This is a genomic window from Mucilaginibacter sp., from assembly GCF_041660805.1.
Lineage (GTDB): Bacteria > Bacteroidota > Bacteroidia > Sphingobacteriales > Sphingobacteriaceae > Mucilaginibacter.
In genome coordinates, this window is record NZ_JBAZVP010000056.1 from 1 (window position 1) to 13,663 (window position 13,663).

The following is a 13,663-nucleotide window of genomic DNA, read 5'->3' on the forward strand; positions in this document are numbered from 1 at the left end:
TATGACGATGCCCAGTTTGCGCCCGTATTTAAACTAATTGAGGCGGGGTGCAAGGAAATTATAAAGCAATATGCTTAAGTTTGATTATTAACGTTAACTCATTATGAAAAAGATCCTTTTAAGTTTAATACTGATCATCTCTATAATATCGGTAAAAGCTCAGAACAATTCAATTGATAAAATTACCGGCCCATACATCAGCGTAAAGAATGCTTTAGTAGGCAGTAATGCCGAATTAGCCAAAAGCAGGTCGAAGGAATTGCTGGCCGCATTGTCAACACCGGCTAAAGGGTTAAATCCTGCACAGCAAAAACTAATGGCAAAGTATGCTGATAAATTGAAATTCGACAGCCGCCACATAAGCGAAACTACTGTTATTGACCATCAGCGGGAGCATTTTGAAAGCTTGTCAAAAAATATGTTTGCCCTGGTATCCGGCTTAAAAATGAACAATACCACCCTTTATCAACAGTATTGCCCTATGAAAAAGGCATCATGGCTAAGTGAAACTGAAGATGTAAGAAACCCATACTATGGTGATGATATGCTGGAGTGCGGTAAGGTTACTGCTACTTTAAAAGGTAAATAATACAATCTAACTAAAGATTAGGTGCCCGGCTGGAATGATAAGTATTCCGGGAAAGCGCTGGATATGTGCGATTCCCTCCCAACGGGAGGGTGCAGGGAGGGGTTATAGGATAGATAGGTATTAAATAACCCCTACCCACCACTTCACATGCAGCCGCACCCTTCCCCAGGGAAGGAGCCTTTGTATAATGTAATAGAAATTATGTTATAAAAAAGAGAGGCCTGATATATGGCAGGCCTCTCTTTTTTTATAGAATAGATTGAGTTACGACTGAACCAAATATCCGTTGATAATCTTGGTTGCTTCCTCTTTATTTTTAGCGGCGCTCCATTTTTCTTTAGCAGATAGGTCTGCCAATTCAAACAGGCGCTCATAAAGTAGTTTCCCATCCTTTTTGCCACTCAACTTAATGGTAGCATTTTTTGCTATTACATTATCCCATGCAGTGCGTACATCTGTCCAGTAAGCTTGCTGGCCTGCCCACCATTTTTTAGCGTACGCAAATTTGGCTTCATCAACCTTGGTAAATTCTTCATAGCCTTTTTCCTGGGCAAGTAGCTTATCGCCCTCTGGTGTGCGTACAATCTTTTTATTGTCCTGCTCATACATCCAGCCTTGTGGGGTTAGGTAAACGCGGTTGCCGCGGCGTAAAACGTTATAATCACTTCTTTTGGTAAACTCACGGCGTGGCAGTGGCGAATCTGTTTCGCTTTGCCATTGGTGGCGGCCATCAACATGCACCCATGTACCAATGCTTTCATAACGCGGGCTGTCATCAACCTGCAAAACCTTTTGTACCCAACGGCCTTTTACGTCTTCGGGTTTAAGGGTTACTTTTTTCCAGGTGTTCTCTTTATCAAAAGCCAATACGGTAGGTTGTTCATACACCCAGTCTTCGCGCCAGTGTTTAATAACGGTGGTATCGCCAACAACTAAAAGGTGCTGTATAACAATTTTCTTTGGAGAGTCTTCTACCACAATTGCCCACTCGTATCCCCATGATTTATATCTCGGATGGAATTTGTAAGCAGTATCCGGGGCAAAGGTCTCGGCATAATTAAATGTTACTTTATAGTAGCCGGCTAATGCTTTAATAGCCTGCCTGTCTTGCTCTAATTTTGATTGTGCAAAAGCGCTCATCGTAATTATGCAAAGTGATAAGAATAAGGTTATTTTTTTCATATGTTTATTTAGATTAAATCTAAACAAAGAAAAGCATTAATTTTTATTTTACAAATAGAGGGGCAAAAAATTTAACATATAACAGTTTGTAATCAGATACTTAAACAGTATTTTTGTAGTATGTTTAAAAAGCCGGGTGCAATATTATTAGCGGTGCTGTATACCATTACAGTAGCCGGTTTTGCGCTTAACCTGCATTACTGTGGTAATGAGGTTGCTTCGGTAAAAATCAATGCTCCGGCTAAAAGCTGTGCTAAGCCAATGGCTAAAAGCAAAATGAATTGCTGTAAAGATTCAAAACTTGATGTAAAAGTTAAGGACGATCATGAAGCACAGCAAACTTCATTTTTAGCACGGGTATTCGCGTTTGAAATTCCCAAACTTCCCTTTGAAGATTTCCTTTTCTCTGCTCAGCAGGCATTAGTTGAACACTTTTTCGACCGCGGCCCGCCTGATATCCCATTGGAAAGCGTTCCTGTTTTTATCAAAAATTGCATTTTCCGCATTTGATAAGCCTTAATTACATCGTTTATTAAGCTTATTAATCAAAATCAATTTTAAAAACATGAAAACTCTAAAAATATATATCATCCTTTTTATAGCAACTGTTACAGCTGCAAATGCCCAGTTCACCAAAGCCGAATTACAAGTTAGCGGCCTTACCTGCTCATTGTGTGCAAGAACTACTGAAAAGTCATTAAAAGCATTACCTTTTGTTAGCGAGATCAAGCCAGATCTGATGCACAACATTTATGTTATCACCTTCAAAAGTGATGTGCCGGTTAGTTTTGAAGAGATCAGCAAAAAAGTTAAAAACTCAGGCTTCTCCGTAAATTATCTAAAAACCACTGTAAATTTCGATAACACTAAGGTTGCAGATAATACTTTCACAGTTGGCAGTGACACCTATAAAATTTTAAATGCCGATAAAGCATTGACAGGGCCGGTATCACTAACCCTGGTAGATAAAGGTTTTGCACCAAACTCGGTAACCAAAAAACACCTGGGCAAAAACACCGAAACACCTGTAACAACAACAGGCAGGGTATACCACGTAGCAATATAAGCGTCTTTTTAAAAGCATTTTTTATGAAGACTATATTATTGGCTTTTTGCCTTATGGCATTGGCGCATACTGTATTTGGGCAGGAATTGTATGTAAATACCGAACCTGCCAGCAATATGGCCGCCCACTCTTTAGGTATCCGGCTGGAAAACCAAGGCTATTTCTCTCCCGAATTTAAGAACAGAACTACGTTAGAGGCAATGTACGGTGCTACCGGTAAGCTAATGCTGCACGGTGCTTTATACAGGTCAGATTTTTACCAAAGTAGCCAGCGTCTTGAAGGCGGAAGCTTTTATGGTAAATACCGGTTTTTATCTGTTGATACTGTGCAGTCGCATTTCCGCGGGGCGATATTTGGTAAGGCGGCCATCAGCAGCAATCCATATACCTTGCAGGAGATAGCATTAGAGGGCGACAATACCGGCTTGCAGGGAGGTGTAATATTTACCAAGCTCATCCATAAAATAGCGTTCTCGGGCTCGGCAAGCTATTTGCGGGCGTATAATAATACCGGTAATTCGCGGCCAATTACAGGGGCGAAAGAAGCTGTTGCCTATACAGCATCAGTGGGGTATTTGCTGCTGCCTAAAAACTACACCAGCTATGATCAGGTAAACTTAAACCTGTATGCCGAGCTTTTGGGTAAAAGCAACCCGGGTTATGGGCAAAGCTATCTGGATGTGGCCCCTGCTATTCAGTTTATCTTTAACAGCGTTTGCAGGCTCGATCTTTCTTACCGTGCGCCATTGTATAATAACATGCAGCGCAATAGCGCCAACATGTATTTGATACGGTTTGAGTACAACTTTTTTAACCTTTAATCACCATGAAAAAACATATTTTATTAGCTGTTATACTGATGTTAACTGCTGCCACTACCTATGCGCAGCAGATGGATCATAAGCAGCATATGCAAAAAGATACCGTACCTAAGAAACCCATGAAGCATGATCATATGCAGGGTATGCAGCACGATACTACCAAACACAAAATGAATGTGATGACCAGTCAGTTCTCGCTTGATTTGCTCATGAACCGGGATGGCTCGGGTACATCATGGGTGCCTGATGAAACGCCGATGTATATGTATATGATCCACGGTAAAAAATGGATGCACATGATCCATGGCAGTTTTTTTGCCCGTTATAACAAGCAAGACCTGTTTAATAAAGGCAGCCGTGGTGGCAGCCAGTTTGATGTGCCCAACTGGCTCATGTATATGGCCCAGCGTAAGGTTGGTAAAAATGGCTTATTCTCAGTAAATACCATGTTTTCGTTCGACCCGTTTTTGGTAGGAGCCGGTGGCTATCCGTTACTGTACCAAACAGGCGAATCATATAAAGGCAATAAACTGGTAGATAAGCAGCATCCGCATGATCTGTTTTCCCAACTAAGTATTGCTTATACGCAAAGGGTGGCTAAAAATACAGATGTATCACTATCTGTTGGTTATCCGGGCGAGCCTGCTCTTGGCCCGCCGGTGTTTATGCACAGGGTCTCTGCAATGAATAATCCGGATGCACCATTGAGCCATCACTATGCCGATGCCACGCACATTACATTTGGTACAGCCACATTAGGTTTCCGCTACAAGAATGTAAAGCTGGAAGGCTCAATATTTACCGGCCGTGAACCAGACGAATTCCGTTATAATTTTGACAAGCCTAAGTTTGATTCCTACTCCATGCGTTTATCTGTAAATCCATCAAAAGAGTGGGCGCTGCAGGTTTCGCATGGCTGGCTAAAAAGCCCGGAGGAGGCCGAACCGGGTGATAATATTAAGCGTTTTACGGCATCTGCCATCCATACCAAAACCCTGGGCGATGATAGCTATGTAGCCACTACTTTGGTTTACGGTCAAAATGATCATCATAGCAAAACACAACCCGGTATTTTGTTAGAGAATAGCTTTCAATTAAGCAAAACTGCCATTTACGGCCGGTATGAATATGTGGTGAAAGATGCCGGGGAATTAGACCTGGAAGCGCTATACTCAACCGACCCCAATTTTAAAATAAACGCGTTAACATTAGGCGTTAACAGAATATTGACCACCTACAAACAAACCAATTTAACTGTAGGTACACAGGCAACGCTAAATGCTTCTCCATCGGCATTGAAGCCTTTGTATGGCAATGCGCCACTTGGTTTCCAGGTGTATTTGCGTATTACACCTGCTATAATGAAAATGGGTGGCAAGCCTAAAATGAATAAGATGATGGATATGGATATGTAAAACAAAAGGGGGGCTAATTGCCCCCTTTTGTTTTCTTCCTGTAGAGACGCAATATTTTGCGTCTCTGTTATGTATAATTGAGACGCAAAATATTGCGTCTCTACAAACCCTTTTAAAACTTCTTTATCGTCTCGGTCAAATGGGCTAAATGATGGTTGCCATGCCAGGCATATAAGGCAAGGTTCTTTTTAAGCGACATAACACTACCCGATGCAGGATGTATAAAAGTACGGTTCCATTCATTTTCGGTAAAGCTTTCAAATAGGGCCACCATATGCTGGTGGATGCCTTCAAGCATTCTCAATGATGGTTCAACCGGCAGGCGGTAATCAGGCTGTATGGCCCAACCAGCTTCGTCATAAGGTTTTATGGTAGGGTTATCCTCTGTTAATGCCAGTTTAAAACGCGTTAATGAGTTCATATGGCTATCAGCTATATGATGCACTACCTGCCTTAACGTCCATCCGCCGGTGCGGTATTGTGTATTTAATTGTGCTTCGGTCAAGGTCATTATAGCATTCCTTATTTTACCGGGGAGGATATGGATCTCATTTATCCAGCGGGTTATGTCTTCGGTGATATAGGTTACCGGCGGTACAAATTTCCCTATCGGATAACGCATTTGTTCGTCTGTCATGTTTTTATTTAATTAAGGGCTAAAAATTTAACAATTGCATAAGCTTTTGGCCTAAATTAGCGTTTTGTTGTTATTTTACTAATCGGATGATAAAAAAGTTACTTGCGCTGCTGTTTGTTCTAAATTGTTCATTAACCTATGCTGAAACTATTAAGACAGATGTGCTGATTGTTGGCGGTGGTGCAAGCGGTGTTTCTGCAGCTATACAAAGCGCCCGTAGTAAAGTGAAAACTATGCTGATAGAGCAGGGTCCCTGGCTGGGTGGCAGCATGACCGCAGGCGGAATGTGCATCCTGGATGCAAACCGCAATTTATCCGCAGGGATCTATCATGAATTTAGAGGCCGGGTTGTTGAGTTTTATAAAAGCCGGCTTGGCTATGATACCACCCGGAATGCCATTCTTACGTTTGAACCCTATACGGGGGCGGCTATCCTTAAAAAAATAACTGATACAGTTAAAAACCTCACTGTCAGGATGAACACTCCTTTTACCACCATAAAAAAGGATGGTACGGGCTGGGAAGTAAGCATCACCCAAAATGGGAAAACTGACGTAATAAAGGCAAGGGTTGTTGTAGATGCTACCGAATTAGGTGACGTTGCTGCAAAAGCAAACGCCATATTTACTTCGGGTTTTGATAGCCGGAAAGATACCGGTGAAGGAATAGCCCCGGAGAATGCTACCAACCAGATCCAGGATATAAGTTATATAGCTATATTAAAAGATTACGGCCGCACTGCCAACCGCACCATTCCCAAACCAGATGGTTACGATGCCGGGAAATATGCCTGCCTCAAAAAGGTGGATATAAAACAACTGTTGGCTTCGGGCAGGTTAATAAATGATAAGTACATGATCAATTGGAGCGATTGCGCCAACCAATATTCTGTTACTGCCGAAGACCTGAAACCCGAGAACAGGGAGAAAACCTACAAGCTGGCCAGGCTGCATACCCTTGGGTTAATTTATTACTTGCAAACAGAATTAGGCTATAAAAACCTATCGATAAGTGACGATTTCCCTACGCCTGATCATTTGCCTTATATTCCTTACATTCGGGAGAATGGCAGGGTATCGGGTTTGGTAAGAATGGTTTTGGATGATATTTATACCCCCTACAGCCGTGGTTCGCAGTTATACCGTACTTCTATCGGGGTTGGTGATGCCATGCCGGGGCAGCATTACATTACACCGGGAGTACCAAAAATTAAATATCCGCCTTTCCCGGGCTATAGCATCCCTTTGGGGGCAATAGTAGTAAAGGATATGGAGAATTTACTGGTGACCGAAAAAGCGCTGTCAGTTACGCACCTGGTTAATGGAAGTATCACTTATCCATCGGTACAAATGACTTTGGGGCAAGGTGTTGGCGCAACCGCGGCCTATTGCGCGTTCTTTAAAACAACAACTAAAAGCCTGAAAGTTAGGGTGATACAGGGAGAGATTCTGGATTTTAAAGGGATATTAATGCCTTTTGCGGATATCCCCAGGTCTGATCCTTCCTTCCGTGCTATACAGCAGGTGAGCGCTACGGGCCTTATACGGGGTATACAAAAAGTTAACGGAAACAGTGCCCAGGTGCTATTTTATCCCGATACTACAGTTAGCACTGCAGATATTCAACCTATTCTGAATGAGATCTATTCGCGGTCGTTTTTATGGTTTAACAAAACTAAGCCCGCGGAGGTATTTACCGTTGGTAACCTGCTATCGTACATTAGCGAAATGACCCTTACCGACCCGGCAGTACTGCAAAAAGTAATGCAAAGCGCCTGGAAAACCCAATTTAAATTTACCCAAAGTTTTGATGTTAAGCGCCCGGTTACCCGCCGCGAGTTTGCCGTACTTGCCAATAAATATTTAAATCCTTTTTCAAGAGCTGTTGATATCAGCGGAAAGATCATCAACTAAAATTATCCAAAACTGTACAGATTTGCTGCAAAAATCTCTAATTATCACCAGATTTTGCATAGTTTTTTCGGTTTTTCACTGCCTTTTTCACTGTATTTTTTACAGATTAAAATCTTGGGATAAATCGTTCCCAAAACATTTATCATTTATACCTTTGCCACATGGAAACCATCACCTGGAATGATTTTGAAAAAGTGGAACTGCGCGCCGGTACCATATTGGAGGTTGCCGATTTTCCGGAGGCGCGCAAACCGGCCTATAAATTAAAAGTAGATTTTGGCCCGTTCGGTATCAGGCAATCCAGCGCGCAGATCACCAGGCATTACACCAGGGAAGAGCTTCCCGGCAAACAGATCTTGGGCGTGATCAACTTTCCAAAAAAACAGATCGCAAATTTTATGTCGGAGTTTTTGCTGACCGGCCTTGCTGATGAGAATGGCGACATTGTTTTAACCGTTATTGATAAACCAGTGCCTAACGGCAGTAAATTAATATAATGAGATATTTTAATTTTGGCGATGAGCAGCCAGCTATATCTCCCGATGAGTTTTTTATGAACGAGGCTTTGAAAGAAGCGCGTTTCGCCCTTAAGGAGGATGAGATACCTATTGGCGCGGTAGTAGTTTGTAAGGGGCAGATCATCGGCCGCGGGCATAACTTAACCGAGCGTTTGAATGATGTATCGGCACATGCCGAAATGCAGGCGCTAACGGCAGCGGCCAACTATATGGGTGGTAAGTACCTGCCGGATTGTACCCTTTATGTTACCCTTGAACCCTGCGTAATGTGCGCCGGTGCATCGTACTGGTTCCAGATAGGGCGGATAGTTTTTGGCGCTTATGATACCCGGCGGGGTTTCGGCAGACTTAATCAAACCATTACCCATCCCAAAACGTTAATAACAGGCGGCATCCACGAAAATGAATGTGCCCAATTGGTAAAGAATTTTTTTAAAAGTAAAAGATAGACCAGAATCAGAATTTACAGAATTAAAGAATAAGCAGAATTCTGAAAATTTACTAATCTTGCAGATCCTATGCGGAATTTTTAGGATTAAAGAATAACCAAAATTCTGAAAATTCTTTAATTCTGTAAATTCTGATTTAGGATTAAAGAATAAATAGAATTCTGACAATTTACTAATCTCGTAAATTCTGATTCAGACAATATAAATGACATTACATTAGAACAAAAACTACTTTCTAACCTTATATTTGTTCATCACGATTTGTTTAACCTTAAATTTTAAATATTATGGCATTTACACTACCGGCGTTACCTTACGCTACCGATGCACTGGAACCTCATATTGATAAAACTACTATGGAAATTCACCATGGTAAGCATCACCAGGCTTATGTTACTAACCTTAACAAAGCTTTGGAAGGTAAACCAGAGGCTGATGGAAAAATTGAAGACATCATCAAAAACATTTCAAAATTTCCGCCTGCTGTACGTAACAATGGTGGCGGTCATTACAACCACACCATGTTTTGGACATTATTGTCTCCAAATGGTGGCGGCGAGCCAACCGGCCCGTTAGCTGATGCAATAAAAAGCACCTTTGGTTCATTTGCCGATTTTAAAACTAAAGTATCTGAAGCAGGTGCTACCCGTTTTGGATCTGGCTGGGCTTGGTTAATTGTTACTGCCGATAAAAAATTGGCTATTACCTCAACTCCTAACCAGGATAACCCTTTAATGGATATTGCCGAAGTAAAAGGTACACCGGTTTTAGGTATTGATGTTTGGGAACACGCTTACTACTTAAAATACCAGAACCGCCGCCCTGATTATCTGGCAGCTATCTGGAATGTTATTAACTGGGCACACGTTTCAGAATTATACAGCAAAGCTATCGCTTAATAGCCTCACCTAAATCCTCTCCAAAGGAGAGGACTTTAATTATATTGCGGCAGGATTTGGAAACAACTCTGCCGCTTTTTAATTTAATATTTAAACGCGTCATTGCGAGGTACGAAGCAATCTCCCGATAAGCATATCTGGTATGCACAGTTTTGAGATTGCTTCGTACCTCGCAATGACGCACTTGTGAACCTTATGAAAGCCATCGTTTTAGAATCAGCAGAAAACCCCTTAGTATATAAGGAAGTTGAAAAGCCAACCCCAGGGCCGGGCGAAGTATTGGTACAGATAAAAGCAGCGGCACTAAACCGCCGCGATTACTGGATCACGATAGGTAAATACGCCGGGATAAAATATCCCACCATATTAGGTGCCGATGGTGCCGGTATTGTTGCCGAAACTGGAGAGGGTGCAAGTGAGTGGCTTAATAAAGAAGTGATCATTAACCCATCGCATAACTGGGGTGAGCATCCCGAATTTCAATCGAAAGAATTTAAAATATTAGGCCTGCCGGATGATGGTACCCTGGCCGAATATGTATTGGTGAAAGCCGAATACCTGTATCCAAAACCTGCTCATTTAACCTGGGAACAAGCCGCGGCATTGCCTTTGGCTGGTTTAACCGCATATAGGGCATTGTTTATTAAAGCCAAAATTAAAAAGGGCGATAAAGTGCTGATTGTGGGTGTGGGTGCCGGTACGGGAACATTTTTATTACAATGGGCCCTGGCTGCAGGCTGCCAGGTGTTTGTAACATCGGGCAGTGGCGAGAAGATAGCACTGGCCAAACAACTGGGCGCATCTGCCGGGGTAAATTATAAAGCGCAGGACTGGGCCGAGGAACTAAAGCTTTTTGCAGGCGGTGGTTTTGATGTAGTGGTAGATAGCGCTTTAGGCCCTGATTTTGCCAAAATACCCGACTTGTGTTGCCCCGGAGGTAGGATAGTATTTTTTGGTGGTACAGCCGGAAACATCCCCGAAATAAATGCACGGCCAATTTTTTGGAAACAGCTGCAAATTTTAGGCACCACCATGGGCACACAGGAAGATTTTAAAGCGATGCTCGATTTTGTAAAAGAGCATAAGATTGTACCGGTTGTTGATGAAGTTTTTCCGCTTGCCGAGGCTGCAAAAGCATTTGACAAGATGGGAAGCTCGAGGCAGTTTGGGAAACTGGTGATAAGAATATAAAAAAAACAATGATTTAGTCGCTCGGCTCCAGCCGAGTGACGACTATTATAAGGCCTCCGGCCGCCCGGCATGCTCATACACTGCGGCGGGACGCCGCGTAATAACGGTCACTCGGCTGGAGCCAAGCGACTGCAGGGGTGATAAGAATGTAAAAAACAATGATTTAGTCGCTCGGCTCCGGTCCATAGGTGTTGGGAAGACGAAAGAAGCAATGGATATGTGCGATTCCCCTCTTGAGAGGGGTGCAGGGGTGTGTTTTTTGTGGCGAATAACACACCCCTGCAGCCGCACCATCAACGCGCCCCCTCTCAAGAGGGGAATTTGTCAGGAATACCAATCTTCCGAACACTTGCCCGGCTGGAGCCGAGCGACTTTGAAGCAAGAGATTATTAAATACTTTAATGAACCAGGAGTTACTAAATTTAAGAATTGATGAAATAAAATGGGAACTGCCTGATGTGGCTACCTTTTATTTAGTTGAAACACATGGCAGGAAGGTTCAGTACAAAGCAGGGCAGTTTATTACCCTGGTGTTCAATCATCATGGCGAGGAAGTACGCCGGTCGTACTCTTTAAGCTCATCGCCTGATGAGGGCAGACTGGCCATTACCGTTAAACGCATTAGCAATGGCGAGATATCCCGTTTCCTGCTCACTAAAGTTAAAGTTGGCGATATAATTAACGCGGTTAAACCAGCCGGGGTATTTATTGTGAAAGATATGGAGGCCGAAAAAGACCTGGTGTTCTTTGCAGCAGGGAGCGGTATAACCCCGGTATTTTCACAACTGAAATATATTCTTAACCGGCCCGGCCAAAGCAAGATCCACCTGATATATAGCAGCCTGGACAGGCAGTCGGTTATCTTTAATGCCGAACTGGATGCGCTTGCCGAAAAATTCCCCGATAGGTTCAATATCACTTACCTGTTAAGCAGCGATGCCAACCGGCTTACGAATATTATTGTTGAGCAGTTGGTGAATAACCAGATCATTTTTAGTCGGGATAAGGCCGACTTTTACCTGTGCGGTCCGTTTGTTTATATGCGGATGATACGGCTCACGTTAATTTACATGGGGATTGAGCCGCGGCAGATCCACAGAGAAAACTTTGTGTTGGAGACGGTGGCCGTTACCGGGAGCCAAACAAATTATCCGCCCAAAAACATCCGCATAAATTTTAATAACGAGCTGCATGATGTAGTAGAGGGCGAAAACCAATCTATTTTACAGGCCGCGCTCCAAAATAAAATAAACCTGCCTTATAGTTGCCGCAGCGGCATCTGCTCGGCCTGTATCGCTTTTTGTAAAACAGGCAAAGTAGAAATGGCCAAGAATGAAGTGCTTACAGATGATGACCTTGCCAACGGCTGGATCCTTACCTGTACCGGCCATGCCTTAACAGATGATGTGGAAATAGAATATAAGTAGGGATTTTTGGGAGGAAGGATGGGCGACAAAAGATGAAGGACTTTGCCCTTGTTGGTGACAACACCAACAAGAGCGGGAGACTCCTTCCTTGGGGAAGGGCGCGGCTGCCTGCGAAGTGGCGGGTAGGGGTTATTTACGCCAAGCCCTATCTCATAAACCCCTCCCTGCACCCTCCCGTGGGGAGGGAATCGCACATATCCGCCGCTTTTTTCGTCCTCCGAACACCTGTAGTGACAACTCCAACAAGGGCCAAGCACAAAGGTCACAGAATTAATCTCTGTGACCTTTGTGTTTTTTCTTAGTGCCCTCTGTGGTTAAATGAAAATATTGCTCTTTCATCCAAATAAATACTCACACCCGCTGTACCTGTTGTTTATGCGTTTTACGGTGAACCAGGGTGCGTACATTTTTCGATTTAGATTTTTTGCGTTTTCCCAGCCAAATAATAAAGCCGGTAATTGGCAAACTCGCGGCTATAAGGCTGGCTAAAAAAGCGATGATCTTCCCCGGTAAGCCTAATATCTGGCCTACGTGGATGTCGTAATTCATCTCATTCAGCTTCAGGCCGGGGCTCTTTTTGTCGTATATGTATGATTTAAGCAGTTTGCCATTGTATTTGTCAAACTCGAAACCAGTAGCATGCGAATAATGCATCGACTTAGCGTATGCTCCAACGCCGATAGCTCCCGATAGAGCAGGGTCGTTATGGATCAAAAACATCTCGGCAGCAGGTGCTTGCTGCCTGGCATACGCAAAAGCAAGATCAACTACCGGCAGCTTTGCAAGCCCTGCACGTTTTAATGAATCTGATTTGGGCTCTGTTACTTCTTTATTATAATCCACGCTCCCAAGATTAGCTATGTTGTAAATGGCTTTGCTTACCGGCTCAAAGGCGATAGCAAGGCCGGATATAGCCAATATCATGGTAATGGACGTAGCATAAAAGCCAAGCACGTTATGCAGATCATAATTAACCCTGCGCCAGCGGCCACCCCATTTAATGGTGAAGCTGCGTTTCCGGTCGGTTTTACGTTTGGGCCACCAAAGAATAAGCCCTGTTACCATTATCACCATAAAAATGATAACCGATACGCCTACAATCCACTTGCCTATAGCAGGTGGTAGCAGTAAGTATAGGTGAATGTACTCAACTATGATAAAAAAGTTGGTCTGCGGTTTTTCATGATAAGTAATCTTGCCGTTATATGGGTTTAAAAAAACGTATTCAAAGCCTTCTTTACCCATGTTGACTAAAACCCCCGCCGGGCGCTCTTTGCCAAAGTAGTAGATATAATCGGGTGATGCCTTGGGGTAGGCCTTTTTTACTTCGGCTATCAGTTGTGACGGCTGTACATACGGCTTCCCGGTATTCTGCACCGTACGATATTCGTAAACAGCATCCTGGATCTCATCCTGAAAGCAAAAGATACAGCCGGTAATGCTCACTATAAACACCACAAGCCCGGAAATAAATCCGAGCCAGCGGTGGCAAAAAAGCATCACTTTTTTAAATGGAGTCATACTTACAATTTATAGGTTGCGCTTAATACAAACTG

At 43.2% G+C, this 13,663-nt stretch carries 14 protein-coding genes; 11 read left to right on the forward strand and 3 right to left on the reverse strand.

Annotated elements, in window-relative coordinates; genetic code table 11:
• The first annotated feature begins 103 nt into the window (after positions 1-103).
• A complete protein-coding gene (locus tag WC743_RS27635; RefSeq protein ID WP_373016790.1) occupies positions 104-589 on the forward strand; it encodes a DUF3347 domain-containing protein in 486 nt (161 codons plus the stop codon).
• Positions 590-853: 264 nt separating this feature from the next.
• Here the strand turns inward: WC743_RS27635 and WC743_RS27640 are convergent, their stop codons facing one another.
• Positions 854-1,771 (reverse strand): DUF6607 family protein, encoded by a 918-nt coding sequence (locus WC743_RS27640; RefSeq protein ID WP_373016791.1) that lies wholly within the window; start codon positions 1,769-1,771, stop codon positions 854-856.
• 120 nt (positions 1,772-1,891) lie between these two features.
• Between WC743_RS27640 and WC743_RS27645 the strand changes: the two genes are divergently transcribed.
• From WC743_RS27645 to WC743_RS27660, 4 genes are read left to right on the forward strand one after another with little or no spacing between them, the layout of a single operon-like run.
• On the forward strand, positions 1,892-2,281 hold the full coding sequence (locus tag WC743_RS27645) for a hypothetical protein (RefSeq protein WP_373016792.1): 390 nt from the start codon (positions 1,892-1,894) through the stop codon (positions 2,279-2,281).
• Positions 2,282-2,336: 55 nt separating this feature from the next.
• Positions 2,337-2,837 (forward strand): heavy-metal-associated domain-containing protein, encoded by a 501-nt coding sequence (locus tag WC743_RS27650; RefSeq protein ID WP_373016793.1) that lies wholly within the window; start codon positions 2,337-2,339, stop codon positions 2,835-2,837.
• A gap of 23 nt (positions 2,838-2,860) precedes the next feature.
• A complete protein-coding gene (locus tag WC743_RS27655) occupies positions 2,861-3,658 on the forward strand; it encodes a hypothetical protein (protein ID WP_373016794.1) in 798 nt (265 codons plus the stop codon).
• A 5-nt stretch (positions 3,659-3,663) separates the two neighbouring features.
• Entirely contained in the window at positions 3,664-5,073 is a 1,410-nt protein-coding gene (locus tag WC743_RS27660) for a hypothetical protein (RefSeq protein ID WP_373016795.1), read from the forward strand.
• Positions 5,074-5,185: 112 nt separating this feature from the next.
• Here WC743_RS27660 and WC743_RS27665 read toward each other — a convergent pair whose 3' ends face one another.
• Positions 5,186-5,710 (reverse strand): YfiT family bacillithiol transferase, encoded by a 525-nt coding sequence (locus WC743_RS27665; protein ID WP_373016796.1) that lies wholly within the window; start codon positions 5,708-5,710, stop codon positions 5,186-5,188.
• A gap of 86 nt (positions 5,711-5,796) precedes the next feature.
• On the opposite strand from WC743_RS27665, the gene WC743_RS27670 reads away from it, so the two are divergent.
• From WC743_RS27670 to WC743_RS27695, 6 genes are all read left to right on the forward strand, one after another.
• Positions 5,797-7,623 carry an FAD-dependent oxidoreductase gene (locus WC743_RS27670; protein ID WP_373016797.1) on the forward strand — a complete coding sequence of 609 codons (1,827 nt, stop codon included), beginning with the start codon at positions 5,797-5,799 and terminating at the stop codon, positions 7,621-7,623.
• 161 nt (positions 7,624-7,784) lie between these two features.
• Entirely contained in the window at positions 7,785-8,120 is a 336-nt protein-coding gene (locus WC743_RS27675) for a tRNA-binding protein (protein ID WP_373016798.1), read from the forward strand.
• On the forward strand, positions 8,120-8,590 hold the full coding sequence (locus WC743_RS27680; RefSeq protein WP_373016799.1) for a nucleoside deaminase: 471 nt from the start codon (positions 8,120-8,122) through the stop codon (positions 8,588-8,590). The genes WC743_RS27675 and WC743_RS27680 overlap by 1 nt, the downstream gene beginning before the upstream one ends.
• 287 nt (positions 8,591-8,877) lie before the next feature.
• A complete protein-coding gene (locus WC743_RS27685; protein ID WP_373016800.1) occupies positions 8,878-9,489 on the forward strand; it encodes a superoxide dismutase in 612 nt (203 codons plus the stop codon).
• Between the two features lie 195 nt (positions 9,490-9,684).
• Positions 9,685-10,680: a zinc-binding alcohol dehydrogenase family protein gene (locus WC743_RS27690; RefSeq protein WP_373016801.1), complete on the forward strand. Its 996-nt coding sequence runs from the start codon at positions 9,685-9,687 to the stop codon at positions 10,678-10,680.
• A gap of 401 nt (positions 10,681-11,081) precedes the next feature.
• Positions 11,082-12,107: a 2Fe-2S iron-sulfur cluster-binding protein gene (locus WC743_RS27695; protein WP_373016802.1), complete on the forward strand. Its 1,026-nt coding sequence runs from the start codon at positions 11,082-11,084 to the stop codon at positions 12,105-12,107.
• 351 nt (positions 12,108-12,458) lie between these two features.
• Here WC743_RS27695 and WC743_RS27700 read toward each other — a convergent pair whose 3' ends face one another.
• Positions 12,459-13,628 (reverse strand): PepSY-associated TM helix domain-containing protein, encoded by a 1,170-nt coding sequence (locus WC743_RS27700; RefSeq protein ID WP_373016803.1) that lies wholly within the window; start codon positions 13,626-13,628, stop codon positions 12,459-12,461.
• Positions 13,629-13,663: the final 35 nt, after the last annotated feature.

What these genes read in the sequence shown, in the direction of transcription:
- WC743_RS27635 (WP_373016790.1), top strand. Translation starts at nt 104, where the DNA reads ATGAAAAAGATCCTTTTAAGTTTAATACTGATCATCTCTATAATATCG.
- WC743_RS27700 (WP_373016803.1), bottom strand. Translation starts at nt 13,628, where the DNA reads ATGACTCCATTTAAAAAAGTGATGCTTTTTTGCCACCGCTGGCTCGGA.
- WC743_RS27655 (WP_373016794.1), top strand. Translation starts at nt 2,861, where the DNA reads ATGAAGACTATATTATTGGCTTTTTGCCTTATGGCATTGGCGCATACT.
- WC743_RS27695 (WP_373016802.1), top strand. Translation starts at nt 11,082, where the DNA reads ATGAACCAGGAGTTACTAAATTTAAGAATTGATGAAATAAAATGGGAA.
- WC743_RS27640 (WP_373016791.1), bottom strand. Translation starts at nt 1,771, where the DNA reads ATGAAAAAAATAACCTTATTCTTATCACTTTGCATAATTACGATGAGC.
- WC743_RS27665 (WP_373016796.1), bottom strand. Translation starts at nt 5,710, where the DNA reads ATGACAGACGAACAAATGCGTTATCCGATAGGGAAATTTGTACCGCCG.
- WC743_RS27690 (WP_373016801.1), top strand. Translation starts at nt 9,685, where the DNA reads ATGAAAGCCATCGTTTTAGAATCAGCAGAAAACCCCTTAGTATATAAG.
- WC743_RS27660 (WP_373016795.1), top strand. Translation starts at nt 3,664, where the DNA reads ATGAAAAAACATATTTTATTAGCTGTTATACTGATGTTAACTGCTGCC.
- WC743_RS27675 (WP_373016798.1), top strand. Translation starts at nt 7,785, where the DNA reads ATGGAAACCATCACCTGGAATGATTTTGAAAAAGTGGAACTGCGCGCC.
- WC743_RS27650 (WP_373016793.1), top strand. Translation starts at nt 2,337, where the DNA reads ATGAAAACTCTAAAAATATATATCATCCTTTTTATAGCAACTGTTACA.
- WC743_RS27680 (WP_373016799.1), top strand. Translation starts at nt 8,120, where the DNA reads ATGAGATATTTTAATTTTGGCGATGAGCAGCCAGCTATATCTCCCGAT.
- WC743_RS27645 (WP_373016792.1), top strand. Translation starts at nt 1,892, where the DNA reads ATGTTTAAAAAGCCGGGTGCAATATTATTAGCGGTGCTGTATACCATT.
- WC743_RS27685 (WP_373016800.1), top strand. Translation starts at nt 8,878, where the DNA reads ATGGCATTTACACTACCGGCGTTACCTTACGCTACCGATGCACTGGAA.
- WC743_RS27670 (WP_373016797.1), top strand. Translation starts at nt 5,797, where the DNA reads ATGATAAAAAAGTTACTTGCGCTGCTGTTTGTTCTAAATTGTTCATTA.